The following is a 25,336-nucleotide window of genomic DNA, read 5'->3' on the forward strand; positions in this document are numbered from 1 at the left end:
TATCTTGACCCTTCCCATCAACGAGTTAAGTTATAGGCTACTTTAAAGGTTTATTCAAGCTTGTTCAGGATGAATGAACCTTTTTTACTGGCTTAACAAATCACTGTAACAAACTTGAACTATTTGTGTATAATAATTGAAGTTAAACCAAAATATTAAACCAAGTTAATTTATATGAAAACTCCATTGACAATGATTTGATATGTGTTAATATTTAAAATAATAAAACTTATCAAGAGCGACGGAGGGATTTGGCCCTTTGAAGTCCAGCAACCTGCATCATGAATGCAAGGTGCTACATCCAACAAAATGTCATCATTTTGGAAGATAAGGTAAATAAGATTACCTTATCAATCTTTCCATCTTGGCATGGAAGGATTTTTCTGATTGATTTTATTAATTTGGGGGAATTCATTTACAAGCTGATCATCTTACGACAAGCTAGTCGACGAGTTTTCTTAAAGGAGGAATAGCCTTGGAAAAGGAAAATCAGCTGGGGGAAATATTTGAAAGGCTGCAAGAAATGCTAAAAACTATGAAATATGGATCCATAACCCTTATCGTTCAGGACGGTAAGGTTATACAAATGGAAAGAAACGAAAAATTGAGAATTAAATAAATGGACTGCTGACTAGAAAACTAGAGGTGGATTTAGCTGATATAAATAGGAAACTATTGGTTAAAGCCGCCTTTTTCATTATAAGAAATGGTGTTTCAAAGGCTTTCAAAGATATCTGCTGTACCATAGGGTGATTCTTAAAAGGGGGTATAGAGTTGGCAGAGCTAGTGGACTATGAAAATATTGATACAGCGACATTACCTTCGTTCCCGGAAGATAGCGATACAAAAGGCGCGTTAGAAGTATTGGAATGGGCAAATTCAGAGTACGGAGATAAACTCATTTATGCCTGTAGTTTTGGGATTGAAGGAATTGTACTGACAGATTTGCTGGCAAAGGTTAATCCTTCCGCCAAAATCGTATTCTTGGATACGGATGTTCATTTCGCTGAGACTTACCAATTAATCGAACAAGTGAAAAATCGTTACCCACGGCTTTCCATTGTAATGAAGAAACCGGAAATGACATTGGAAGAACAAGCCGCTGAATTTGGTGATGAATTATGGCTTCATGACTCAAATCAATGCTGTAACATCCGCAAAATTACGCCGCTCACTGAAGTATTATCAACAGCGACGGCTTGGCTCTCGGGACTGCGCAGGGAGCAATCGGAAACCCGTGCATTGACTGAATATATAAACAAGGACAACAAATTCAAATCTATCAAAATTTGTCCGCTCATTCATTGGACATGGAAAGATGTATGGCGTTATGCGCATAAAAATGGCTTACCATATAATGTGCTTCATGATAATGGATATCCAAGTATTGGCTGTAAAACATGTACAGCACCTGCCATTAATGCTGATGATCTTCGTTCAGGACGATGGCAAGGTGCCCAAAAAACAGAATGCGGATTACATTTATCATAATTATAAAAAATTCAGGGGGAAATCAGCATGACCATTAGCTTGCCGCACGGAGGAACATTAATCAATCGCTTTGAACCAGACTATGATTTAACTAAAATAGAACAATCCGTTGAAATTGATGAAATCTCATTAAGCGACTTGGAACTTATAGGGACTGGAGCATACAGCCCCATTGAGGGATTCTTTTCAAAAGAAGACTATCAAACAGTAGTAAAGGATATGAGGCTTAGCAGCGGGCATGTCTGGAGTATTCCTATTACATTACCACTTTCCGCTGATGTGGCAAACGCTCTTACAATCGGGGAAGAAGTAAAGTTAACTCATGAGGGCCAAACTTATGGAGTCCTTGCCGTTTCCGATATATTTACACCTGATAAGCAAGTGGAGGCAACTTTAGTTTATCAAACGGATGATGAGAATCACCCAGGTGTAAAAAATCTATATAATCGTGGCGATGTATATGTAGGTGGTAAAATCAAGCTTATTAAACGGATCGAGCGTCCATTATTCGAGGATCATTATTTAGACCCAGTTGATACCCGAAAAACATTTGAAGAAAAAGGGTGGAAAACGGTTGTCGGTTTCCAAACAAGAAACCCCGTTCACCGTGCCCATGAATATATTCAAAAAACAGCATTGGAGATAGTGGATGGATTATTCTTAAACCCATTAGTTGGTGCCACGAAGTCCGATGACATTCCTGCTGACGTTCGGATGGAAAGCTATAAAGTATTACTTGAAAAGTATTATCCAAAGGACCGTGTCTCACTTGCGGTATTCCCAGCAGCCATGCGATATGCAGGACCTAGAGAAGCGATTTTTCATGCAATGGTTCGTAAAAACTACGGATGTACTCACTTCATTGTCGGACGCGACCATGCAGGTGTGGGCGATTATTACGGTACGTATGACGCACAAAAGATCTTCGGGAACTTCACTTCTGATGAGTTAGGGATAACATTATTATTCTTTGAACATAGCTTCTATTGTAAAACATGTGGGAATATGGCTTCTGCAAAAACATGTCCGCATGGTAAAGAAGATCACGTCATCCTTTCTGGGACGAAGGTTAGGGAAATGTTACGGAATGGGGAAATTCCACCAGCGACTTTCAGCCGCAAAGAAGTAATCGAAGTATTGATAGAAGGGCTTAAGAAGAACGAGGTATATAACTAATTATTGTAAGTTTTAGAAGGAGGATCCTCATGAGTAAAAGTACTAATGTAACTTGGCATGATGCATCGGTAACGAAGGAACTTAGACGGAAGCAAAACGGTCATGAGAGCACGGTGATATGGTTTACCGGGCTTTCAGGTTCTGGGAAATCAACGATCGCCAATGCTGTTGCAAAAGAGTTGTATAATCGGAATATCCGAAATTATGTTTTGGATGGGGATAATATCCGTCATGGACTTAACAAGGATTTAGGCTTCTCAGAAAAAGATCGCACAGAAAATATTAGACGGATTGGAGAGGTATCCAAGCTCTTCGTGGACAGTGGTCAATTCGTATTAACGGCATTTATATCACCTTTTCGTGCAGATCGTCAAATTGTTCGGGACCTGCTTGGAGAAGGCGAGTTTATTGAAGTGTACATAAAATGTCCACTTGAAGAATGTGAAGTCCGTGATCCAAAAGGTCTTTACGACAAGGCGCGTAAAGGTATCATTAAAAATTTCACTGGAATCGATTCTCCATATGAAGAACCGGAACATCCGGAAATCGTATTGGAATCCAGTCAGTTTAGTGTAGAAGAGTGCGTCGAACAGGTTATAGACTATTTGACAACAAAGAGAGCGATTTAACCTAGGGGGAAAAGAAATGGTGTACGAGAAGATTTGGGCGGACAATCCAGCGCTTGCCAAAAACAAAATGGAAATTCGGAAACTGGAAAAAGATGCTTTGAAGATTTTTGACGATATTCCTCATTACGCGGCAAATGGATTCGACTCCATCCCTAAAGAAGAATGGGATGTGTTCAAATGGGCAGGTCTTTACTTACAACGTCCTAAAGAAGCTGGTTATTGGATGATGCGTGTTGTGATTCCAGGAGGGATTCTCACATACGACCAACAGATCACCCTTGCAAATATTGCTAAGGATTATGGCCGCGATGTCTATGACATCACTACACGGCAAGCTATACAATTTCATTGGTTGACGATAGAGCAGGTCCCTGATATATTAAATCGTCTAGATCAGGTAGGATTGACAACAGCGGGTGCTTGCGGAGACATAACACGGAATATTATCGGCAACGCTCTAGCTGGAATCGATCCAGATGAGTTATTCGATACGCGGGAAGTCCTTACGGATGTATTTGAATACTTCAGAATGAATGAAGACTTTTCGAACCTTCCACGTAAATATAAAATGTCAGTCAGTGCTAATATACATAATGCTTCAAACGCCGAAATCAATTGCGTTTCCTTTAATCCGGCAACAAAGGTCATAGATGGGCAAGAAGAAGTCGGCTTTCATGTGAAAGTTGGTGGGGGTCTATCCTCAGTCCCTATGCTGGCACAAGAACTGGATTTATTCGTTTTACCTGAGAAAACGGTAGAAGTGGCTGCAGCGATCACAACGATTTTTCGTGATTTCGGATACCGGGAAAAACGCCACCGTTCACGTTTGAAGTTTCTTGTTGCTGATTGGGGCCCTGAACAATTCACGGAAAAAGTACTGGAATACACTGGGCCGCTACCTGACAAGGGAGAAAGTGCGTTGAAGGAATGGAATGCTGGTTATTTTTACGGCATACATAAACAAAAACAGGAAGGACTCAACTATGTGGGCGTCAATATCCCAGTTGGTCGACTAACGCCCGAAGAGGTTATCGAGTTCGCCGAAATAGCTAAAAGATATGGAAATGGGGAAATCAGGAATTGCAATTCACAAAACCTGATTATTCCGAATGTATCGGATGGAAATCTGGAAGCCTTAAAACAGGAAACAATCTTTGAAAGATTTCCATACGAGCCCAAGAAATTTCTCGGTTACTCCGTTTCCTGCACAGGTATAGAATATTGTAACCTAGCACTTGTTGAAACGAAAAACAGGATGAAAACCATTGCCGAAACATTGGATAAGGAAATTGATCTAGATGTACCGGTAAGGCTGCATATGGTTGGCTGCCCTAATAACTGTGGCCAACGAGCGATTGCTGATATAGGATTACAAGGGATAAAAATGAAAAACCAAGATAAAAAGATGGTTGAGGCTTTCGAAATATACGTGGGCGGAACATTAAATGCTGGCGGAAAATTCAATGAAAAACTAAAAGGAAAAGTGGAAGCGGAACAACTTTATCATGTCTTGAAAGAGCTAATTCTTTATTTTAAAGACAAAAAACTTCCCTCGGAAAGTTTTCTTGAATTTGTTGAACGGGTTGGAACGTCGGAATTACAGAATAAACTGGATAATGTCTTAGCGAGCATGATTGCTGTTTAAAAAGAGGTAAAAAAATGATGAATCTTTATCGCTTTGAAGTTACAATTAAGAATGAATTATGTCATGTCATCATTGCCGCAGATTCAGATGAAATGGCTTTCCAGCTTGTCGATATCGAGCTGGAAAAACGGTTTTTGAAAATGCCGATGGTTAATGACGTATCATTATATGAAAAGAAACAAATTAAAAATGGAGCAGGTTTCGTTTTATCGAATTTCGAAACAGTACTCTGAGGAAAGGCGGATTGCAAAATGGGGAAAGTATATCTAGTAGGAGCCGGTCCCGGAGATCCAGATTTAATTACAGTAAAAGGGTTAAGATGTATTCAGGAAGCTGATGTTATTTTATATGACCGCCTTGTAAACAAAGAGTTGTTGACTCATGCCAAAGATGGCGTAGAATTGATTAATTGTGGAAAACTGCCGGATTACCATCTCTTGCAACAAGAAACAATCAATCGTTTTCTCGTCAAATATGCAAAAAAGGGTAAGGTGGTCACCCGATTAAAGGGCGGAGATCCCTTTGTGTTCGGTAGAGGCGGAGAGGAAGCAGAGGCTCTTGTCGAAAATGGAATACGCTTTGAAATAGTACCGGGCATTACAGCTGGCATAGCCGCATCGGCCTATGCAGGTATTCCGGTTACCCATAGAGACCATGCATCATCATTTGCCATTGTAACCGGTCATCGTAAAAAGGGTGAAGACGATAACATCAAATGGGAATCGCTTGCTAAAGGCATCGATACATTGGCGATATACATGGGTATTAAGAACCTTCCGTATATTCAAGGAAAACTCTTGGAACATGGGAAAAGTCCAGACACACCTGTAGCATTAATCCATTGGGGGACATTGGATACACAAAAGACGGCTATCGGTACATTAGGCACTATACTAAAAACTGTCCAAAACGAAGGAATCTCAAATCCCTGTATGATCGTCGTTGGAGAAGTGGTTAACTTAAGTGGGAAAATTAATTGGTTCGAACCAAGGGAAGTCGAAAAGTTATTGGCTAACGAGGCCTTTTAATGGAAGCGATTCTTTACATATGTCATGGGAGTCGCGTTAAAGAGGCTTCCGCGCAAGCTATCGATTTTATTCGAATTTGTATGAAACGACACCCCAATGTTATTCAAGAGTATTGCTTTCTGGAATTGGAAAGCCCGACCATAGAAGAAGCATATGCAGCTTGTGTATACAGGGGAGCAACAAAAATTAAAGCGATCCCGATTCTCTTATTAACTGCTGCGCACGCTAAACATGATATTCCACAGGTTTTACGTAAAATGAAAAACCAATTTCCTGATGTGGAAATGAAATATGGTAGGCCAATAGGGGTCAGTGAGAGAATGGTGGATATCTTAGAGGAACGTTTGGTAGAAACAAAAGAAAAGATAACGGAAAATTCACTTGTTTTATTGGTTGGGCGGGGAAGCAGTGATCCTGATGTAAAAAGAGACTTAGGCCATATAGCCAATTCACTTCAAAACAGGATACCAAACACTAGAGTGAAGGACTGTTATTTGACAGCGGCGTCACCAAGCTTTGGAGAAGCACTGTTAAAAGCGAATTCGACTCCCGTAAACCAAATTTTCGTAATCCCTTATCTATTGTTTACTGGTCTTTTAATGCAATCGATGGAAAGGGCAATATCGGAAGTCCAGAGAAACAGCGACAAGAAATTTGTCCTTTGTCCTTATCTTGGCTATCATCCTAAGATTGAACAAGCAATATCAGATAGAATTCAGGAATTATCTGGGGAGAGTGCTTATGTATCCGATTACGCTTAATCTCGAAAATAAAAAGTGCGTCATTATCGGCGGCGGTAAAATAGCCTTTTTTAAAGCTAACCCTTTAATAAAAGCAGGAGCTATTGTCACTGTGATAAGTCCTGAGATTTGTGAAGGGTTCCAGCAACTTCAAGAACAAGGAGCCGTTCATGTTGTTCGTAAAGAGGTGGAAGCAGCGGATTATCAAGAAGCCTTTTTAATCATTGCCGCAACCAACTCATCCAAGGTTAATGAAGAAATCTACAAAAATGCTCATGAAAATCAACTCGTCAATGTCATCAGTAATCACGAGATGGCAAACTTCCACATTCCGGCAACTTTACATAGAGGAAAGCTTTCAATCAGTGTTTCCACAAATGGGGCAAGCCCTCAGCTAGCTAAACAGATCCGTAATGATTTACAGGAAGTATATGATGAATCGTATGAGGATTATCTCGAATTCCTATTCGAAGCAAGACAGCATATAAAAAGCAGTTCATTTTCAAAAACAGAAAAATCCAGGTTGTTAAAAAATTCAATCGACGTGTTGTATAAGCATTCCGTTAAGGAAAGATATCGATTTTTAGTGAGTCTTATGCCGGTTGAAATTGATTAATAGATTGCGCTCATCAGAGAAAAGGAAGGCACCTTGCAATGATAATTTATCATTGCAAGGTGCCTCTTTTGACTATACATGAATGGTGTATGTAAGGTCAGTGTATTAATCTAGGAAAATGGGGAGGAAGTCATGGGAAAGTTCATCGTGTTAGCTTTCATCAGTTTTTCAAGAATGAATAGATGGTTCACTTGGAACAGTCATGGGAAAGTTCATCTTCACTCCAATTGATGTTTTGAATTACTCCAGCAGTTGCTTCAGTTTAGCATGTTATCCGTCCCTTATCAGAATTGGAACCACCGCTGTTTCAGTGGCCTCGTCTATCAACCTTGGTATTGTAGACAAGAATATAGTCTATCGCATGGTTTCCAGGGGAAATGGAATACATGTCTTTTTAGGCTGTCTCGGAATCTACCATAGAGTCACAAAACTGTCTTTAGCAAAAAAGCTAGGGACTTATTCAGCCTAAGCGAATTGACTCTTAAACAACCCTTGTGGTTGTTTTTTGCATTCCATGGAAACCTCATTCTAAAATTTAATCAGTTCATTTATACGAGGAATTTAGTTTCTTCCCTTTTAAGAAGTTTTCTTACTATAATAAGTCCAATCGAATGAGACAAGGTATCCATATACTATTGTTGAGGCTAAATAAGAAAGGGGTACATCAATGTCCATTTTTTCAAAAGACTCAACAGGCTCAAGGCTAGGCAAAGTTCTAGCACGGTTTCGGGCTGGCGATTCATTTTCATTAGAAATCATTCCCGGGTATATCTTCACAGTCAATAACAAGTTCAACGCTACACTCAAGAAAAAAAAGGAGAAAGAGTGTAAGCAAGATGAGACGTGTCAGGAACGAAAAAACAAACACGACAATAAAGAAAATGATTAAACCATTCCATGATTTATGTGTCAAGATTGACCAGTAAATTTCTTAAAGAATCAGTCATCTGAATGGATGGCTGTTTTTTTATAGGTCGATCTATAAAGAGTTTTGCCTTTTTAAGTCATCGTGGATTTATTATCGAGATAAAAACATCTGAAAAGGTAGTTAAATATTTTACAGTTTTGTACAATAATATAAAAGAGATAACTTAACGTTATAAAAGGAGTTTTAAAATGTACAGCATACCCGATCACCTAGCGAAAAATTTGGATATCCTGTTTGTTGGCTTCAATCCTAGTATCCGTTCAGGACAGACAGGACATCATTATGCCAATCCAAATAATCGCTTCTGGAAGATTCTCTTCGAAGCTGGATTAACCGAAAGAAAATACGATCCTTCTGAAGACTTCGCTTTATTAGGGTTGGGTTTTGGATTTACTAATATTGTTTCTAGACCGACAAAAGGGGCTGCCGATATCACTAAAGAAGAATACAAAGAGGGAAGAAAACAACTACTTGCAAAGATAAAGCTTTTCAAGCCTAGGATTGTTTGTTTCGTCGGTAAGGGAGTATATCAAGAGTATCGGCAGAAACGAGACGTTCCATGGGGCTTACAGAAAGATCCTTTGTCGAAGGAAACGATGGAATTTGTAGCCCCATCTTCAAGCGGTTTGGTTAGGATGAGGATAGAGGATATTATTGAAATCTATCGAGAATTGCCGGAGCTTTTGAAGAAGTGAAAATACATAATAAGGGCGGAGACTTATGAGGCAGGATAGTTTGGGAGAAGAGCGTATCTATACAGATGTCAATGAAGGGCAAAGTTTCTGGGAAGGGGTGAAGGACTGTATCCCTACTTTACTGGGATATCTAAGTATCGGCTTTGCGGCTGGGGTAGTCGAAAAAACAGCGGGCTTAAGCATGGTGGAAATTGCCCTTATTTCCCTCTTATTATATGCAGGATCCGGTCAATTTATAGCGTCAGGCATGATTGCGGCAAGTCACCCGATCTCTGCCATTGTTTTTACGATCTTTTTCATCAACAGCCGCCATCTTTTACTAAGTGCGGCATTGGCACCATATTTCCGTCATCAAACAACGAAGCAAAATATACTAACAGGTGCCTTGTTAACAGATGAGACTTTTGGCGTTGCCATTAATCATGCACAGCTAAATAGAGCCATCAATTTTAAATGGATGTTAGGTCTGAATGTTGCCGCCTACTTTAATTGGTTCGTGGCAAACATGGCAGGGGGCTTTTTAGGGCAATGGATTCCCAATCCCGAGAAATATGGCATGGACTTTGCATTGCCTGCAATGTTTATTGGGCTTCTTGTTTTGCAGATTTTAAGACATAAAAAGTATTTTCTTGACTGTTTGGTAGCTCTCAGTGCCATCATAATTGTAGTGGCTTCAAGCTTTGTTTTTTCTGGAAGCACAGGTGTCATCGTTGCAACAATATTAGCATCAACCATAGGGGTGGTGATTGAAAGGTGGAAATAAACGCATATATTTTCTATGTGATCTTAGGGGCCGCCATCGTTACTGTCATCCCTAGAGTCTTACCATTAGTGTTACTTAGCAAAATGCATATTCCTGAGTGGGGCATCAATTGGCTGAAACATGTTCCTGTTGCTGTCATGGCTGCCCTACTTGCTCAGGAACTTCTTTTAGTGGACCAATCGTTTTCTATAAGGGAAAATTTATTGAGCCTAGCTGCTGCACTGCCTACATTTGCAATAGCCATTTTCACACGAAGCTTACTAATTACCGTACTTGGAGGAGTTCTTTCATTAATGGCATTAAGAATATTCTTTTAAAAAAGTTTTAAAAAGTACTAACTTTTTAGTGAATGAGTCGATATAACTAGTGAGGTTCGCCTCACTGGTTTTTTTGGTGCGTGATAATTGGGTGGGGATTTATCTTAACTTATAAGGTTTAGGAAGCTTGATTATCAAAAACGCGCGGGCTTACATATTCTATAATAAAAGAATTCGTATTGTAAGCGCTTTAAAGATTGGATGAATGTTTAATAATTGAATGGCTGTTAATAATGGAAATAAGCAAATTGCTACGGAGGTGTTTAAGTAATGAATATAAATGGAGCCTTAGAAGTCCTTGATCGTATGCGTCTTTCTAATGGGGCATATACAGCAAGTCTTTCTGAAGATTATAATTATGTATGGGTTAGGGATGTAGTTTACACAGTGTTACCTTTTTTAACTGATTCATCCGATCGATATATGAATGCCTATCATGCATTATTTGATATATTTCGTATGTATGAATGGAAAATAGACATTCATACCGAAAAAAAACCTCAATATCTTTTTGAATATATTCATGCTCGGTACTCCACTGATTTAAAAGAACTTCCAGTTGAATGGGGCCATGCCCAGAATGATTCAATTGGTGCTTTTTTATGGGGGGTTGGCGAAGGTTACCGGAATGGACAAAAGGTCATACGAGATGAACATGACTTGGAAATTGTGCAAAAGTTAGTCGATTATCTTGAGTGTCTTCAATATTGGCAGGCCGGAGATAATGGGATGTGGGAAGAGAATATTGAAATACATGCTTCAAGTATTGGAGCTTGTGTAGCCGGTTTAACTTCCGTAAAAATGCTTGTGACAGTTAAGGAAGAATTAATCAAGAAGGGAGAGGAAGCTCTTCGTTTCCTGCTTCCACGAGAAAGCTATACGAAGGAAACCGATCTTGCCCTTTTATCATTAATTTATCCATACCGTCTAGTTGATCGCAATACTGCCCTGAAAATTTTAGAGAATGTTACGAATCGTCTTGAAAGGACTTACGGTTGTATACGTTATGAGAAGGATCTTTATTATAATGAAGGGCAAGAAGCCGAATGGTGCTTCGGGCTCCCTTGGATTGGACTTTGCTACCTTGAACTAGGTATGGTGAACAAGGCGATGGATTATATTGATAAAACAAAAAAAATCATTCCTTTAAATTGGGAGGTGCCCGAATTATATATTGGAGGAAGAGACGTCCCTAACGGAAATACCCCGTTAGCTTGGTCAGTTTCTTTATCATATTTATTTTTGGAGAAAACAAATATGATGCAGAATGAAAAAATTAAATAAGTCATTTAGAGCATGAAAAAAAGCTCTTCCCATCAAGGGAAGGGCTTACATTTATTTTGGGGGAAGTATTTTATTACATTTATTGGGTATTCTTCCATTAAAATGTTTAAAGGTAGTGCGAAAAGGGCATTTATTACAATATATCGCCTCTGTTTGAAGGATAAATGCCATTTTTAACGAATATATATATTAACTGGTACTTATTGATACGAATATGCTATCGAGTTTATATTGTTCATGTTGATGGAGGCGGATAAATGAAGACAATGATTGGCCAACTAGAAGATAGTTATCCAAGTGACTTTGATTTATATTTATTTCATGAAGGTACGCTTTATGAAAGTTATAAAATGCTTGGGGCGCATATTCTAACATCATCAGGTATAGAAGGTGTAAGATTTGCGGTTTGGGCACCTCATGCCAAGAAAGTTTCAGTAGTGGGAAACTTTAATAATTGGGACGGTACAGATCATTTTATGGAACGTATCGATAATTCCGGTATCTGGGTATTATTTATACCTGGATTAAAAGAAGGTGATTTGTATAAATACGAAATACATTCACCGGGAAATAAGCAATTTCTAAAGGCAGATCCTTATGCTTTTTATTCTGAAAAGAGACCAGATACAGCCTCCATTGTCCATGGTTTGAATAGCTTCGATTGGGCTGACTCGAAATGGCTGAGTGATAGGAAAAAGGGAAATGTTTATCAAAAACCCATGTCCATTTATGAAGTGCACCCTGGTACATGGAGACAGACAGCGATGTCCGAGTTTTATACCTATCGAGAGTTGGCTGATAGCTTAGTAGAGTATGTGGTTGATAATGGATTTACCCATATTGAACTGATGGCCATAATGGAACACCCTTTCGATAAATCATGGGGATATCAGGTGACCGGTTATTATTCAGTAAATAGCCGCTTTGGATCTCCAAATGATTTTAAATACTTGGTGAACCTTTGCCACCAAAAAGGGATAGGTGTCATATTAGACTGGGTTCCTGCACACTTTTGTAAGGATTCCCATGGTCTTAGCTGTTTTGATGGTACTCCACTCTATGAACCAATTGAATTTGATCGAGCTAATCGACCAATATGGGGAACATTTAATTTTGATTTTACGAAACCAGAGGTTATTAGTTTTCTCATATCTAATGTGATGTTCTGGATGGATGTATACCATATTGATGGTGTACGTGTGGATGCCGTTTCTTCCATGATTTATTTGAATCATGATAATCCCTTGCCAGTAAAACTTAAAAACCAATATGGCGGGGAAGAGAACCTAGAAGCGATTCGGTTTTTACAAAAATTGAATGAAGTGATTTTTGATAAGTATCCTAATGCCTTAATGATGGCTGAAGAAGCAACAGATAGACCCCTTATTACTTCTCCAACTGATATAGGAGGTCTAGGCTTTAATTATAAATGGAATATGGGATGGTCAAATGATATCCTCCGATATATGCAATTGGAAACAAGTGATAGACCCAGTCATCATAACCTCTTAACCTTCTCATTTCATTATGCATTTTCAGAAAATTTCGTCTTGCCTTTCTCTCATGATGATGTGGTTCATGGAAAGAAGTCTTTATTGAATAAGATGCCGGGAGACTATTGGCAGAAGTTTGCTAATTTGCGCTTGCTCCTCGGGTATTTCATGACGCACCCAGGAAAAAAGCTTCTCTTTATGGGCGGGGAATTTGGACAGTTTATTGAATGGAAAGATGATGAACAGTTGGATTGGTTTCTTTTGGAGTATGAGTCCCATACAAAGTTAGCTCTTTATTTTCGAACCCTGCAACAATTTTATCGAGAACATTCATCTTTATGGCGACAGGACCACGTACAGGATGGTTTCGAATGGATAGATCCCAATAATCGTTCCCAGAGCATTCTTACATTTATGAGAAAAGGTAAGCGAAAAGGAGATTATTGTATCGTGGTTTGTAATTTTTCAGAACAGACACACTATCAGCATAAAATTGGTGTCCCATCTCTAGGGAAGTATATGGAGGTATTTAACAGTGATGACCTTACCTTTGGAGGGTCTGGACAAATCAATCAAGAACCTCTTCATGTAAAAAAAGAACCTTATCATAACCAAAGATACAGTATGAATATTACAGTTCCTCCATTAGGGGTTTCAATTTTTATGAAGCAAACAAAAAAAAGGGCTGGGAGAGTGAACGAATAATGGGAGCAAAAAAGTGGATTGCGATGTTATTGGCAGGAGGTCAAGGCTCAAGGTTAGGTGAATTAACTATTGGATTGGCAAAACCTGCAGTTCCTTTCGGTGGTAAATATAGAATCATAGATTTTCCATTAAGTAACTGCACTCATTCCGGTATCGATACGGTTGGGGTCCTGACTCAATATCAGCCATTGATACTTAATGATTATGTCGGAAACGGAAAAGCATGGGACTTGGATTTAGATGTGGGTGGCGTTTCTGTCCTTCCCCCTTATCAAGGAAAAGAGGGTGGGGAATGGTATAAGGGTACAGCTAATGCTGTTTATCAAAATATTCAGTATATCGATAACTATGATCCTGAGCATGTGTTAATCCTCTCAGGCGACCATATTTATAAAATGGACTATAGCAAAATGCTGGACTATCATATCGAAAAATCTGCTGAGGCAACTATAGCAGTGATTCAAGTACCTTGGCAGGAAGCAAGCCGCTTCGGCATTATGAATACGAATGAAGGTGATAGGGTCACTCAATTTGATGAAAAGCCAAAATACCCGAAGAGTAATCTGGCGTCAATGGGTGTATACCTTTTCAACTGGAAAACATTAAGAAAATATCTTATAAATGATGAAAAAGATGTGAATTCTTCCAATGATTTTGGCAGCAATATCATTCCAAAGATGCTGGAAGATAGAAAGAAATTGTATGCTTATCGATTTAATGAATATTGGAAGGATGTTGGAACGGTTGAGAGCCTATGGCAAGCCCATATGGACTTATTGGAAGAAAACCCTAATTTCCAGTTAGATGACCCGCAATGGAAAATTTTCGCCCGAAATGCTAATCATCCGCCACAATATATTTCGAGAGAAGCGGAAGTCACACAATCGCTCGTGAATGAAGGCTGCATGATTTATGGGAACATTGACCATTCCGTCTTATCCTATAATGTCAAGGTTGGATTTGGCTCAACCATAAAAGACTCGGTCATAATGCCGAATGTCACCATTGGCAATAATGTCCACATTGAAAGAAGTATCATAGCAAGTAATTGCGTGATTGAAGACGGAGCAGTGGTAGGTAATTCAACCGTGACTTCTGACATTACCTTAATTGGAGAAAATCAGACCATTACTGATTCAAATAAAAAAAAGATAACTCTTAATTGATCAAGGGGGAGCTGCAATGGAAAATGTGTTAGGAATCATCAATTTAATTAATGAAAAACAACATTTAAAAGAATTGACTGCTCACCGTAATGTGGCATCTGTGCCATTTGGCGGACGATACCGTCTAATCGACTTCACAATGTCGAACTTTATCCATGCGGATGTTTCAAAGGTCGCTGTCTTTCCAAAGGAAAAATACCTCTCTGTTATGGACCACTTAGGATCAGGGAAAGAATGGAACTTAGACCGGCGTTCAGGTGGATTATTCATTTTGCCACCTATACATCCTGATGAAACGGTCACTGGAGACATGAAACAATTTTATGACCATCTCAGCTTTTTTGAACGGGCAGATGCCGACACCGTCATCATATCTCCTGGATGCCATGTTTGTAAATTGGACTTTAACGAAGTGCTTGCTTACCATAAAAAAGAGAAAGCGGATATCACTGTCGTCTATAAAGATTATGTGGGAGAATCCATTGAAAAACCCATCTACCACAAATGTTCAGTGAATTCGGATGGCGCCATCACCGACATTAGCTTTTTTACCATACCTCAACCGGGAGACCATGTTTGTCTAGAAACCTTCATTATCAGTAAAAGCCTTTTGGTCAATTTGATTAAGAGCTGTGTTGCCAATGGGGAATACGATTTCTTGAAAGATGCGGTTAAAGCCAATCTTCATCGTTTTACGGTTAAAGGCTATCATTTCACTGGAGAAATGCCGTTCATACATTCTATTGAAAGTTTTCATTCGAGTAATATGGATTTCTTGAATCCTGCCGTCATTCGGACTTTCTTTGGGGATACATGGGATGTCTATACAAAAATTAAAAACGAGGCTCCGGCTAAATACACACAATCCTCCAAGGTTACTAATTCATTGATTGCCAATGGGTGTAATATTGAAGGTACAGTTGAAAACAGTATTCTATTCAGAGGAGTCAAGGTGAAAAAAGGGGCAGTCGTAAAGAACAGCATCATCATGCAAAAAGGTGAGATAGAAGAAGGGGCAGTCGTAGAAAATATTATAACGGATAAAGAAGTTAGAATTACACGGGATAAAGAAGTAATTGGCCTACAACAACCAACTGTAATAAAGAAAGCAGAAGTTATTTAATGGAGGTACAGCTATGAATGTTCTATTTGCCGCTTCAGAATGCGCTCCTTTCATAAAAACCGGAGGACTTGGAGACGTGATAGGCGCACTTCCAAAAGCACTTAAAAAACAGGGGGTCAATGTAAGTGTAATTCTTCCAAAGTTTAAAGACCTTCCTTTTCATATCAAACAGGAAATGACGCACGTGACCAGTATCGAGGTCCCTGTAGGCTGGCGCCAACAATTTTGTGGAATTGAAAAGTTGGTTGCCAATGGGATTACATATTATTTTCTTGATAATGAATATTATTTTAAAAGACACGGAAGTTATGGATATTTTGATGACGGTGAAAGGTTTGCATTTTTTTCCCGTGCCATATTAGAATCCATACCTTTTTTAGACGATCACCCAGAAATCATCCACTGTCATGATTGGCAAACAGGTCTTGTGAGTGTCTTGTTGAAAGCACATTATCAAAAACATCCATTATATGAAAATATTAAAACGGTATTCACCATACATAATTTACTCTATCAAGGTGTCTACCCTAAAACTGTCCTAGCGGAATTGTTGGATTTAAGTGAATTGTATTTCAATATGGATGGTCTTGAATTTCACGGTAATGTGAGTTATCTTAAAGCGGGTCTGGCCTTCTCTAACTATATTACAACCGTAAGTCCAAGTTATGCAGAAGAGATACAGACTCCCTATTATGGAGAGCAACTGGATGGCTATCTGCGTAAACGGAACGGGGATCTTAAAGGTATCATAAATGGGATCGATAATGAATCCTATAATCCTGCTTCAGATGAATATTTACCCGTGCCTTTTTCCACATATGAAGGGAAAATGAAAAACAAGCGCGAATTACAGGAAATATTGAATTTGCCAGTCAATGATGAGGTTCCAGTTATATCAATGGTGACCCGGCTGGTTGATCAAAAAGGGATAGACCTTATCCTGCATGTCTTCCATGAAATGATGGGTCAAGGCATTCAATTCGTATTACTTGGAACGGGCGAAGAAAAATATGAGTGGGCTTTCCATAATTTAGCTGAGCAATATCCTAATCAAGTATCAACCAACACATATTTTGATGAAGGAATGGCCAGGAGGATTTATGCGGGCTCTGATATTTTCTTGATGCCGTCACAATTCGAACCATGTGGAATCGGTCAGCTCATAGCAATGCGCTATGGTGCTTTACCGCTGGTGAGAGAGACTGGTGGCCTTCGTGATACGGTCATCCCTTACAATCAATTTACAGGCGAAGGTAATGGTTTTAGTTTTACGAACTATAATGCTCATGATATGCTTCATACTATTGAACAAGCGGTAGGAATGTATAAATTCCAACCAAAAAGATGGAAGCAGTTGACTGAAAATGCCATGAATGAAGATTTCAGTTGGGATTCCTCATCTTCCGAATATATAGATTTATATGAAAGCTTATTAACAATCAAAAAATAAGACAGTATAAAACACTTACGATTAATTTTCGTAAGTGTTTTTGTTTCTTTTGTCATACTTCATGGGTATATATAAATATAAATTATTTGTAGGAGAATGAAAATGAAAAGTAGAAGAAGAATGGAAATTGTGTTTTTATTTATTTTAATCGCATCTGTTTATATGGTTTTATTTAGCTATGCTAGCTTCAATGTGAAGCTATTTTTTATGGGATTATATATCTTGGTTATGCTTATTACGATGATCTCACTTATGCTAGAAAATAGATTTGCCCATGATACACTTTTATGGATGTATGTTCTTTTTTGTTTTCCTGTTTTCGGATTTATTTTCTATTTGTTTTCAGGTCAACTTTATCTAAAAGGATATTTATTTCAATCTAAAAGAAGAAAAGATAGAGAAGAATGGAAGAACCTTGTCAATGACATATCAGCTCCTGATTTATCGTTTCTGAATAATCATCAGCAATCTTTTGCGGATTTTGCAAAGAATGCTTCAGAAACAACCATCAGTACATCTTCAGAAACGAAAGTATTGAAAAATGGGAATGAAACATTTACAGAAATCATTCAACAGTTAAAAAAGGCGGAAAAGTTTATACATATAGAATATTATATTTTTCGTTCTGACAGGCTTGGTAAGGAAATCATCGATATCCTCATTGAAAAAGCAAAGGAAGGGGTAGAGGTATTATTTATCTTTGATGCAGCAGGAAGCTTAAGTCTAGCAAATAAAGAAATCAATAGAATGAAAGAGGCAGGTGTGAAGATATTTCCATTTTCGCCGTTAAAGCACGGATTTTTTAATCAAAAATTCAATTTTAGAAATCACCGGAAAATAATCATCATAGATGGAGAGATTGGTTTTGTTGGCGGACTGAATGTAGGGGAAGAATATCTTGGAAAAAATAAAAACATTGGATTTTGGCGTGATACACATATGGTTCTTAAAGGGGAAGCTGTTTATATGCTCCATACCGTATTCCTGATGGATTGGGAATATGTAAGTGGAGAAGATGTCTTAGAAGAACGACCAAAAATGAATAAATTTGAAAAGGGAGATGGAGCTGTCCAAGTTGTTGCGAGTGGACCCGATACCCAGCAGGGAATCATGAGCGATTATTATTTTTCCCTCATAACGACTGCAACCAAATCAGTTTGGATAGCAAGTCCATACTTTGTCCCCAATCAAGCAATTAAAGCTGCGATGAAGAATGCTGCTTTAAAAGGAATACAAGTTCGTCTTATGGTTCCTGCTGTAAATGACGGGTTCTTAACCCAGTATGGGAGCCGCTCCTATTTTGGTGAGCTTCTACAATTTGGCGTAGAAATATACTCCTATAAAAAAGGTTTCCTACACCAAAAAATAATCATTGTGGATGGAGACATGGCTTCGATAGGTACGGCAAATATGGACATGCGAAGCTTTCATTTAAACTTTGAGGTAAATGTCTTCTTGATGGGCAATAGTTCCATTGCTGATTTAGCCACTCATTTTCAAGAAGATATAAAAGATTGTGAAAGGATTGATCCATTAACCTATAAAAATAGGACACTATTGGAACGTTCAAAAGAATCATTTGCCCGACTATTTTCCAATATTCTATGATGGGCATGCATTAAGAAATCATAGTATAGTAGGATTGGAAGTCAAAACAGATAGATATAAGGAGAATAGAATAAAAAATGAAATTGGTATCTTGGAACGTAAATGGCATAAGAGCGTGTGTAAAAAAGGGATTTTTAGATTACTTTAAAGATGTGGATGCCGATATTTTTTGTCTGCAGGAAACCAAGCTTCAAGAAGGGCAAATCACACTTGATTTAGAAGGCTATTATCAATATTGGAATTATGCTTTGAAAAAAGGGTATTCAGGAACGGCGATATTCACGAAGGAAAAACCTATTTCGGTTAAATATGGAGTTGGTGACCGAGATGAAGAGCCTGAAGGAAGAATAATAACTCTTGAATTTGAAAAATTTTATATGGTAAACGTGTATACGCCTAATGCCAAACGAGATTTAACGAGACTGGACTATCGTTTGGAATGGGAAGATGAAATGATCGAATATCTAAAAGCCTTGGATATGAATAAACCAGTCATTTATTGTGGGGACCTTAATGTAGCATACTCCGAGATAGACTTAAGAAACCCCAAAACGAATGTTGGAAACTCCGGCTTCACCCTGGAGGAAAGAGGTAAAATGACTAACTTGTTAGAATCGGGTTTCATTGATACTTTTCGTCATTTTTATCCAAACAAAGAAGGTTCATACTCTTGGTGGTCTTATATGAGCAAGGTAAGAGAAAGAAATATTGGCTGGCGGATTGATTATTTTATTGTTTCGGAGCGGTTGGCTGTAGATTTAAAAGATGCTAGCATTCATTCAAATATAATGGGTAGCGATCATTGTCCAATTGTCTTGGAAACGGCCTTTTAAGTAGGATAAATCTGATGGTATGGGAATATACTATCCGTTATCCAGTTTAACGGGGGGTGACGTGATGAGAACGTTTATTGCAAGCTTCCATCAAGAAAATCATATAGAATAGCATGCAAGTACAAAAGCTTACAGCCAGTGAATTTATTGAAGCAGGGGCAAGTGGTTTCCGAAGGTTATTCGAACTTGAAAAAAATGCAGGTAGCTTTGTCTTTTTTGACCAAAATTGGAGACGGACTCCTTTCCATCTCATCCTGCTATATCCTGAAGAAAACAATGATCCTAGTGATTGTTATTCATTTTCAAGAAATGATTGTTATGAATTCATGGTTCTTTATTTGCAAGGGATGGAGGAAAGAAGAGCAAGAGTATGGTCCAATTCATCACATGGAACATTTGATGTTCCATAATGTGGAAGAAGGTAAAATATTGAACCATTAATGGATGAGGTGGAACCATGCAAGGGACGTGTGAGCTTTGTTCTCGAAGTGAGATAGAACTGACTGTGCACCATCTAACGCCCAGGGAGGAAGGAGGCAGTCAGTTACCAACCGCTTTTCTTTGTAAATCGTGCCACAAGCAAATTCATGCCTTATATTCAAACCGGGAGTTAGCCATAAGATTATATACCGTTATTTTGTTAAAAGATGATGAAGCTTTGAAAAAATATATAAAATGGATCAAGAAGCAACCTGCTAGCAAATCTGTAAAAACAAGAAAGTCTAAAACTAAATAATACGGAGGCCCATCTTGAATTAGATGGGCCTTCGTATTATTTATCTATTCATGCTTCCCCTATTCTTTAAACGATCCAGTAAAAATCCACCTTTAAAATACCTCGGTTCATAAGAAATGATGAAAGCTTTAGGTTCGAATTTTTCAATTGTAGCAATTAATTCTTGTTCTCGGTTACGTTTTGTTAAGATTTCCATCCGATAACGGTTACTATCCCTACCTTCGCCTGTATAGAGAGTAACACCAAAGCCGTTGTTCCTTAATGTGTCCATCAAATCGGAGTTTTTTGTCTGTGTATTAACAGTAACATTGATAAAACCAATAGCAAGTTTTTGCTCAATTTTCGTCCCGAATATGATACCTATTCCAAAACCAACTGCATATACAACCATGGCCAATATGCTTTGGTCTCCACCAAATACAAGGGATAGTCCAAATACATAAACTAACATCTCGGCTATGCCTAAAATAGAGGCCAAAGAGGTTAAGTTTTTGACTAAGAATATGGTACGTAATGTATAGATGGGAACATAAATAAGTTGTAATAATAAGATTAATAATATTTCCTTCAATTGGGCACCTCTCCATTTTAATTAAGTCCATTAACTATTCTATATGAAACATCTTCCATAATCTAAACATATGGGACCCAATAAAGCTATGGAAATATTATGCATGAACATGGGCATGCACATCCTATCACTTTTTTAGGTAGTAGTTCTAGGTACTAAATCGATCTTAAATTTGGTATTATTGTTCTAACTATCTATCACATGTGGAGAAGAGGTGTCTCGCTTTCACTTGTTGTTCGAATACATGTTAAATTGCCTTGTATTAAGGATTTTCATGTTCACTTGCAAAAGCATGCAAAGGAAATTTAAAACTGTGAAAAGTTCACCACTCTAAAACGAAAGGGTTGAAGGTTATTACAACGATTTGTATAGTACGCCATGGAGAAACAGATTGGAATGTAGAAGGACGGTTACAGGGACAAACAGACATACCACTTAATGAAAATGGAAAGAGGCAGGCCAGGAAGTGTGGAGAGTTTTTATTCAAAGACAAGTGGGATGTAATTTTTACTAGTCCTCTAAAAAGAGCAAGGGCTACAGCCAATATTATAGGTGAAATAATCGATTCCCCAATTATTATTAAAGAGGAATTCATTGAAAAGAATTTTGGGGACGCTGAAGGAATGACAGCTGATGAGAGGGAATCCACATTTTTTAATAAAGAATACCCTAATCAGGAAGACCAGGAAAGTTTACGAGAACGCCTTATGAAAGGCCTACAGGATATTGAAGCAGAATATCCTGATAAGAAAGTAATTTTAGTTGCACATGGGGCGGTCATTCATATGATTCTACGTATGATGTCGAATGAAACGATTGTATCGACTCAGACCAGATTATCCAATGCTTGTCTTAGTACAATCAAGTTTGAAATGGATTCATGGGTTATAGCCGATTATAATCAAGTGAATCACTTGTCCTAATCCTTTCTAATTTAACCGTTCGGTTGCTATTAAGCAGCCTATACGAGAAAGAAGGAAATCATGACTAAGAAAACTGCGTTGGTTTTAGGGGCAACTGGGGTTGTAGGCACCCAACTATTGAAAAGGTTATGTACTAGTAAGGATTATCAAACCATACATCTATTTACGAGAAGAGAACTAGAGTATAAAGATTCCGTCTGTAAAGTGCATATTGTCGATTTTGATAATATGAAAGAATTTGCAGATTTGTTTCATGTCAATGATGTGTTCATATGTTTAGGCACTACCATTAAAAAAGCGAAATCTAAAGAAGCCTTTCGGAAAGTTGATTATGATTACGTTATAGAGGCAGGAAAATTGGCAAAAGCGGCAAATGTAGAGAATGTGTTAGTGATAAGTGCCATAGGGGCTGACTCTAAATCAAGTTTCTTTTATAGTCGAGTAAAGGGGGATATGGAGGAAACACTAAAGCAATTAAAATTAAATTCTCTACATATTTTCCGCCCCTCGTTACTAATCGGAGAACGAAAAGAACTCCGTATCGGTGAAAAGATATCCGGTAAACTGAGTTCGATTTTTAAATTTTTGTTAGTGGGACCTCTTCGCCCATATCGCGCCATACATGTAGAAACGGTGGCTACTGCCATGAGTATTGCGGCAAAATCCGTTAATTCAGGAAACCATGTGTACCAGTCCAATGAAATTGAGGAACTTGCTAATGAGAGAGAACTATATTAGGAGTTTGATTGATAAGATAAAAAAATGAAAGCGGGCCAATTATATGAGGCTCGTTTTTATTTTTATGAATTTTGATATACAAGTTCCTTATTTTTCAATATAATAGGTATAAAGTCTTAGAGAAATAGGTGATATTTTTGTTTTGTTCAACATGTGGTAAGAAACTATCAAGCGATGGTCGCTATTGTCCTAGTTGTGGGAATAAGAAAAAGAAATCTAAATTAATACCATTCTTAGTTATATTAAGTATTTTAAGCACATTAACTTTTGTGTTGACCATCAAATATTATTGGGATGAAGCGGACAATAAAAAAACAGCCACTATACCTACTGTAGTAGAAACCAAAAAAGATAAAAATGAAACGGGGAAAAAGAAAGAAGTAACAAGGGTGGTTGCATCAAAGCCAGTTGAGAAGATGAAAGAAGATACAAAACAAAGTGTCACGCAGATCATCGAGGAATCTCAGAAAAAAGTGTATACCATTTTTGCCGGGGACAGCCAAGGTTCTGGATTTTTAATTAATGACAAAGGTGATGTCTTGACAAATGCACATGTTGTGGAAGGGTATCTTGAAACAAGTATTAAAGATAAAGGTGGCACAGAGTATAATGGAAAGGTTATCGGTTATTCCACCGATACAGATGTAGCCATTATTAGAGTTCCCAAATTAGCCGGGATAAAGCCAATTGATGTTGAAAAAACAGGAGGGGCCAAGATTGGTCAGGAAGTAGTCGCACTTGGCAGTCCATTGGGCCTTGAGAATACAGCAACGCTTGGGACCATAACTGGAGTGGATCGCAGTTTCTTTATTGGAGAGCGTTCATATGATAATATTTATCAAATGTCAGCTCATATTGCTCCAGGTAGTAGCGGTGGACCTCTTGTTTCCATGGAAACAGGAAAGGCTGTGGCCATTAATTCAGCAAGGTTAATAACGGATGAATCCGTAGGGTTCAGCATACCAATAAAGGATATATTCCTGTTAATCGAAGGCTGGATCGCTCAACCACTCTCAGAACAGGAAATTAGCGATTTGTTTTACAATGAATCCGGCAGTTATTATTACGAAGACGAATCAGATGGTGAGTGGTATTTCGAGGGGGGCGATTATAATGATGAAGAAGACAGTTATTATGATATCCCAGATGAATGGTCAGAATCAGAGGAAGACTTTGAAGACTACGATGAGTACGAAGACTTTGAGGACTATGAAGAGGAAATTATAGACGAAGATGATAGTGAAGATATGGATGAAGATTATTATTCGGACTATGAAAACGAAGACTTGGCTGAGGATGGCGAAGATTATTCTGACGAAGATGGTTATGAAGACGAAGATGAAGAATATGACTATGAAGATGAGGATGAAGACTACGAGAATTATGAGGATAACGAAGGTAATGAAGTTGGCAATGAAGATGATAGTGACTATTAAATGACGGGCTTTGAAACTTATAACTGTAAAGAATCCATTCCGATTAAACAGGGATGGATTTTTTCCTGAAAACACTATTTTCCAGAAAAAAAATAATAAAACACCTTTTTTATAGAATATTAAAATATCTAAAATATTTATTCCAATAATAACCTCGCTAGAATATATTAATTTAAAGTCTAAATAGTAGTTAAGATATAAACAAAGATCGAAAATACATTTAATTCCAATTACCTATTTTAGTTTAATTTAGAAGTTATATATAGGTAAACTCCTCTACGATAATTAAAAGTTTCTATTCTCAAATAATGGGTAACTATAAATATGGTTGGTAAAAAAATTAAGGGGAATCGTTCATGAAAATTACACCTGAGCAAAGAATTGAACTTCATGGCTTCAACAATCTTACTAAATCATTAAGTTTTAATATGTATGATATTTGTTATACGAAAACAAAAGAGGAACGTGAAGCATACTTAGAATATATTGATGAACAATACAATGCGGAAAGACTCTCTAGCATATTGAAGAATGTATCGGATTTAATTGGAGCTCATGTTTTGAATACAGCCAAACAGGATTACATACCACAGGGAGCAAGCGTGACGATGCTTATTTCTGAGGGGCCCGTCGTAGAAGTACCCACCGATACCTATAAGGAAACGCCTGGACCTTTGCCGAACAATGTTGTCATGCAGTTGGATAAGAGCCACATTACGGTTCATACATACCCTGAGTTTCATCCCAATGAGGGAATCAGTACATTCAGGGCCGATATTGACGTATCTACGTGTGGGGAAATTTCTCCATTAAAAGCACTTAATTACCTGATTCATTCTTTTGACACCGATATCATCACGATAGATTATCGGGTTCGAGGATTTACCAGAGATACAAATGGTCGCAAATTGTTCATCGATCATGATATAAATTCCATTCAAAATTATATCCCTGATGAAGTAAAGGGATTATACGATATGATCGATGTGAATGTGTACCAAGAGAATATCTTTCATACTAAATGTAAACTGAAAAGATTCGAACTAAACAATTATCTATTTGATTATTCAGAAGAAAAACTAAAACCAACTGAACGTGATGAAATTATCGAAAGGCTTCAAACGGAAATGGATGAAATTTTTTACGGGGCAAATGTTTCGGTACCCAAGTAAGACTAGCACCTTGGGTAAGAATAACTTGTTAACTTTACAATAGTAATTGAAGCCAAAACGGCTGCCGGCA

The 25,336-nt window shown here is 37.9% G+C and carries 27 protein-coding genes and 1 riboswitch; of the genes, 26 read left to right on the forward strand and 1 reads right to left on the reverse strand.

Annotated features, from left to right (window positions below):
• Window positions 1-226 precede the first annotated feature (226 nt).
• Window positions 227-334: riboswitch (SAM riboswitch) on the forward strand.
• 168 nt (window positions 335-502) lie between these two features.
• The 22 genes from ACIQXH_RS06515 (at window position 503) to ACIQXH_RS06620 (ending at window position 20,426) form a co-directional block, all read left to right on the forward strand.
• Window positions 503-619: a YezD family protein gene (locus ACIQXH_RS06515; protein WP_402873240.1), complete on the forward strand. Its 117-nt coding sequence runs from the start codon at window positions 503-505 to the stop codon at window positions 617-619.
• Between the two features lie 167 nt (window positions 620-786).
• The gene (locus tag ACIQXH_RS06520; RefSeq protein ID WP_402873237.1) at window positions 787-1,491 is read left to right on the forward strand and encodes a phosphoadenylyl-sulfate reductase; all 705 of its coding nucleotides are present in this window, start codon (window positions 787-789) and stop codon (window positions 1,489-1,491) included.
• Window positions 1,492-1,518: 27 nt separating this feature from the next.
• Complete coding sequence (gene sat / locus ACIQXH_RS06525; protein WP_402873151.1) at window positions 1,519-2,667, forward strand: sulfate adenylyltransferase; 1,149 nt, start codon at window positions 1,519-1,521, stop codon at window positions 2,665-2,667.
• Between the two features lie 29 nt (window positions 2,668-2,696).
• Entirely contained in the window at window positions 2,697-3,296 is a 600-nt protein-coding gene (gene cysC, locus ACIQXH_RS06530) for an adenylyl-sulfate kinase (protein WP_402958809.1), read from the forward strand.
• A 16-nt stretch (window positions 3,297-3,312) separates the two neighbouring features.
• Window positions 3,313-4,941, forward strand: a complete 1,629-nt coding sequence (locus tag ACIQXH_RS06535) for a nitrite/sulfite reductase (RefSeq protein WP_402873146.1) — start codon at window positions 3,313-3,315, stop codon at window positions 4,939-4,941.
• A 14-nt stretch (window positions 4,942-4,955) separates the two neighbouring features.
• Complete coding sequence (locus tag ACIQXH_RS06540; protein ID WP_402873143.1) at window positions 4,956-5,174, forward strand: DUF3906 family protein; 219 nt, start codon at window positions 4,956-4,958, stop codon at window positions 5,172-5,174.
• A gap of 18 nt (window positions 5,175-5,192) precedes the next feature.
• Entirely contained in the window at window positions 5,193-5,969 is a 777-nt protein-coding gene (gene cobA, locus ACIQXH_RS06545) for a uroporphyrinogen-III C-methyltransferase (RefSeq protein ID WP_402873141.1), read from the forward strand.
• The gene (locus ACIQXH_RS06550) at window positions 5,969-6,730 is read left to right on the forward strand and encodes a sirohydrochlorin chelatase (RefSeq protein ID WP_402873138.1); all 762 of its coding nucleotides are present in this window, start codon (window positions 5,969-5,971) and stop codon (window positions 6,728-6,730) included. The genes cobA and ACIQXH_RS06550 overlap by 1 nt, the downstream gene beginning before the upstream one ends.
• A complete protein-coding gene (locus ACIQXH_RS06555) occupies window positions 6,711-7,325 on the forward strand; it encodes an NAD(P)-binding protein (protein ID WP_402873135.1) in 615 nt (204 codons plus the stop codon). The genes ACIQXH_RS06550 and ACIQXH_RS06555 overlap by 20 nt, the downstream gene beginning before the upstream one ends.
• A 667-nt stretch (window positions 7,326-7,992) precedes the next feature.
• On the forward strand, window positions 7,993-8,214 hold the full coding sequence (locus ACIQXH_RS06560) for a hypothetical protein (RefSeq protein ID WP_402873132.1): 222 nt from the start codon (window positions 7,993-7,995) through the stop codon (window positions 8,212-8,214).
• Between the two features lie 227 nt (window positions 8,215-8,441).
• Window positions 8,442-8,948: a mismatch-specific DNA-glycosylase gene (locus ACIQXH_RS06565; protein WP_402873129.1), complete on the forward strand. Its 507-nt coding sequence runs from the start codon at window positions 8,442-8,444 to the stop codon at window positions 8,946-8,948.
• A 25-nt stretch (window positions 8,949-8,973) separates the two neighbouring features.
• Complete coding sequence (locus tag ACIQXH_RS06570) at window positions 8,974-9,711, forward strand: AzlC family ABC transporter permease (RefSeq protein WP_402873126.1); 738 nt, start codon at window positions 8,974-8,976, stop codon at window positions 9,709-9,711.
• Window positions 9,702-10,028 carry an AzlD domain-containing protein gene (locus ACIQXH_RS06575; protein ID WP_402873123.1) on the forward strand — a complete coding sequence of 109 codons (327 nt, stop codon included), beginning with the start codon at window positions 9,702-9,704 and terminating at the stop codon, window positions 10,026-10,028. Before ACIQXH_RS06570 ends, ACIQXH_RS06575 begins: the two co-directional genes overlap by 10 nt.
• Window positions 10,029-10,298: 270 nt before the next feature.
• Complete coding sequence (locus ACIQXH_RS06580; RefSeq protein WP_402873121.1) at window positions 10,299-11,312, forward strand: glycoside hydrolase family 15 protein; 1,014 nt, start codon at window positions 10,299-10,301, stop codon at window positions 11,310-11,312.
• 257 nt (window positions 11,313-11,569) lie between these two features.
• Complete coding sequence (gene glgB / locus ACIQXH_RS06585; RefSeq protein WP_402958830.1) at window positions 11,570-13,510, forward strand: 1,4-alpha-glucan branching protein GlgB; 1,941 nt, start codon at window positions 11,570-11,572, stop codon at window positions 13,508-13,510.
• A complete protein-coding gene (locus ACIQXH_RS06590; protein ID WP_402873115.1) occupies window positions 13,510-14,676 on the forward strand; it encodes a glucose-1-phosphate adenylyltransferase in 1,167 nt (388 codons plus the stop codon). The genes glgB and ACIQXH_RS06590 overlap by 1 nt, the downstream gene beginning before the upstream one ends.
• A 16-nt stretch (window positions 14,677-14,692) precedes the next feature.
• A complete protein-coding gene (glgD, locus tag ACIQXH_RS06595) occupies window positions 14,693-15,799 on the forward strand; it encodes a glucose-1-phosphate adenylyltransferase subunit GlgD (protein ID WP_402873112.1) in 1,107 nt (368 codons plus the stop codon).
• Between the two features lie 13 nt (window positions 15,800-15,812).
• On the forward strand, window positions 15,813-17,249 hold the full coding sequence (gene glgA, locus ACIQXH_RS06600) for a glycogen synthase GlgA (RefSeq protein ID WP_403122792.1): 1,437 nt from the start codon (window positions 15,813-15,815) through the stop codon (window positions 17,247-17,249).
• Window positions 17,250-17,351: 102 nt separating this feature from the next.
• Window positions 17,352-18,857 carry a cardiolipin synthase gene (gene cls, locus ACIQXH_RS06605; RefSeq protein WP_402873106.1) on the forward strand — a complete coding sequence of 502 codons (1,506 nt, stop codon included), beginning with the start codon at window positions 17,352-17,354 and terminating at the stop codon, window positions 18,855-18,857.
• Between the two features lie 77 nt (window positions 18,858-18,934).
• Window positions 18,935-19,690 carry an exodeoxyribonuclease III gene (locus ACIQXH_RS06610; RefSeq protein WP_402873103.1) on the forward strand — a complete coding sequence of 252 codons (756 nt, stop codon included), beginning with the start codon at window positions 18,935-18,937 and terminating at the stop codon, window positions 19,688-19,690.
• Between the two features lie 113 nt (window positions 19,691-19,803).
• A complete protein-coding gene (locus ACIQXH_RS06615) occupies window positions 19,804-20,100 on the forward strand; it encodes a hypothetical protein (protein ID WP_403122796.1) in 297 nt (98 codons plus the stop codon).
• A gap of 47 nt (window positions 20,101-20,147) precedes the next feature.
• A complete protein-coding gene (locus ACIQXH_RS06620) occupies window positions 20,148-20,426 on the forward strand; it encodes an HNH endonuclease (protein WP_402873097.1) in 279 nt (92 codons plus the stop codon).
• A 40-nt stretch (window positions 20,427-20,466) separates the two neighbouring features.
• On the opposite strand, the gene ACIQXH_RS06625 is transcribed toward ACIQXH_RS06620, so the two are convergent.
• Complete coding sequence (locus ACIQXH_RS06625) at window positions 20,467-20,997, reverse strand: DUF2179 domain-containing protein (RefSeq protein ID WP_403122798.1); 531 nt, start codon at window positions 20,995-20,997, stop codon at window positions 20,467-20,469.
• Window positions 20,998-21,341: 344 nt separating this feature from the next.
• On the opposite strand from ACIQXH_RS06625, the gene ACIQXH_RS06630 reads away from it, so the two are divergent.
• From ACIQXH_RS06630 to speD, 4 genes are all read left to right on the forward strand, one after another.
• The gene (locus ACIQXH_RS06630; protein ID WP_403122802.1) at window positions 21,342-21,920 is read left to right on the forward strand and encodes a histidine phosphatase family protein; all 579 of its coding nucleotides are present in this window, start codon (window positions 21,342-21,344) and stop codon (window positions 21,918-21,920) included.
• Window positions 21,921-21,980: 60 nt separating this feature from the next.
• The gene (locus tag ACIQXH_RS06635; RefSeq protein WP_403122806.1) at window positions 21,981-22,658 is read left to right on the forward strand and encodes an oxidoreductase; all 678 of its coding nucleotides are present in this window, start codon (window positions 21,981-21,983) and stop codon (window positions 22,656-22,658) included.
• Between the two features lie 137 nt (window positions 22,659-22,795).
• Window positions 22,796-24,094, forward strand: coding sequence for a trypsin-like peptidase domain-containing protein (locus tag ACIQXH_RS06640; RefSeq protein WP_403080553.1), 1,299 nt, complete (start codon window positions 22,796-22,798; stop codon window positions 24,092-24,094).
• A 356-nt stretch (window positions 24,095-24,450) separates the two neighbouring features.
• The gene (gene speD / locus ACIQXH_RS06645; RefSeq protein WP_402873080.1) at window positions 24,451-25,266 is read left to right on the forward strand and encodes an adenosylmethionine decarboxylase; all 816 of its coding nucleotides are present in this window, start codon (window positions 24,451-24,453) and stop codon (window positions 25,264-25,266) included.
• Window positions 25,267-25,336 lie beyond the last annotated feature (70 nt).

The sequence above is a fragment of the Peribacillus sp. NPDC097225 genome (assembly GCF_044761955.1).
GTDB lineage: Bacteria > Bacillota > Bacilli > Bacillales > DSM-1321 > Peribacillus.

Excerpts from the sequence above, each read along its gene's own strand:
- sat (WP_402873151.1), top strand. The coding sequence starts at position 1,519 with ATGACCATTAGCTTGCCGCACGGAGGAACATTAATCAATCGCTTTGAA.
- cysC (WP_402958809.1), top strand. The coding sequence starts at position 2,697 with ATGAGTAAAAGTACTAATGTAACTTGGCATGATGCATCGGTAACGAAG.
- ACIQXH_RS06535 (WP_402873146.1), top strand. The coding sequence starts at position 3,313 with ATGGTGTACGAGAAGATTTGGGCGGACAATCCAGCGCTTGCCAAAAAC.
- ACIQXH_RS06540 (WP_402873143.1), top strand. The coding sequence starts at position 4,956 with ATGATGAATCTTTATCGCTTTGAAGTTACAATTAAGAATGAATTATGT.
- cobA (WP_402873141.1), top strand. The coding sequence starts at position 5,193 with ATGGGGAAAGTATATCTAGTAGGAGCCGGTCCCGGAGATCCAGATTTA.
- ACIQXH_RS06550 (WP_402873138.1), top strand. The coding sequence starts at position 5,969 with ATGGAAGCGATTCTTTACATATGTCATGGGAGTCGCGTTAAAGAGGCT.
- ACIQXH_RS06555 (WP_402873135.1), top strand. The coding sequence starts at position 6,711 with ATGTATCCGATTACGCTTAATCTCGAAAATAAAAAGTGCGTCATTATC.
- ACIQXH_RS06560 (WP_402873132.1), top strand. The coding sequence starts at position 7,993 with ATGTCCATTTTTTCAAAAGACTCAACAGGCTCAAGGCTAGGCAAAGTT.
- ACIQXH_RS06565 (WP_402873129.1), top strand. The coding sequence starts at position 8,442 with ATGTACAGCATACCCGATCACCTAGCGAAAAATTTGGATATCCTGTTT.
- ACIQXH_RS06570 (WP_402873126.1), top strand. The coding sequence starts at position 8,974 with ATGAGGCAGGATAGTTTGGGAGAAGAGCGTATCTATACAGATGTCAAT.
- ACIQXH_RS06580 (WP_402873121.1), top strand. The coding sequence starts at position 10,299 with ATGAATATAAATGGAGCCTTAGAAGTCCTTGATCGTATGCGTCTTTCT.
- glgB (WP_402958830.1), top strand. The coding sequence starts at position 11,570 with ATGAAGACAATGATTGGCCAACTAGAAGATAGTTATCCAAGTGACTTT.
- ACIQXH_RS06590 (WP_402873115.1), top strand. The coding sequence starts at position 13,510 with ATGGGAGCAAAAAAGTGGATTGCGATGTTATTGGCAGGAGGTCAAGGC.
- glgD (WP_402873112.1), top strand. The coding sequence starts at position 14,693 with ATGGAAAATGTGTTAGGAATCATCAATTTAATTAATGAAAAACAACAT.
- glgA (WP_403122792.1), top strand. The coding sequence starts at position 15,813 with ATGAATGTTCTATTTGCCGCTTCAGAATGCGCTCCTTTCATAAAAACC.
- cls (WP_402873106.1), top strand. The coding sequence starts at position 17,352 with ATGAAAAGTAGAAGAAGAATGGAAATTGTGTTTTTATTTATTTTAATC.
- ACIQXH_RS06610 (WP_402873103.1), top strand. The coding sequence starts at position 18,935 with ATGAAATTGGTATCTTGGAACGTAAATGGCATAAGAGCGTGTGTAAAA.
- ACIQXH_RS06615 (WP_403122796.1), top strand. The coding sequence starts at position 19,804 with ATGCAAGTACAAAAGCTTACAGCCAGTGAATTTATTGAAGCAGGGGCA.
- ACIQXH_RS06620 (WP_402873097.1), top strand. The coding sequence starts at position 20,148 with ATGCAAGGGACGTGTGAGCTTTGTTCTCGAAGTGAGATAGAACTGACT.
- ACIQXH_RS06635 (WP_403122806.1), top strand. The coding sequence starts at position 21,981 with ATGACTAAGAAAACTGCGTTGGTTTTAGGGGCAACTGGGGTTGTAGGC.
- speD (WP_402873080.1), top strand. The coding sequence starts at position 24,451 with ATGAAAATTACACCTGAGCAAAGAATTGAACTTCATGGCTTCAACAAT.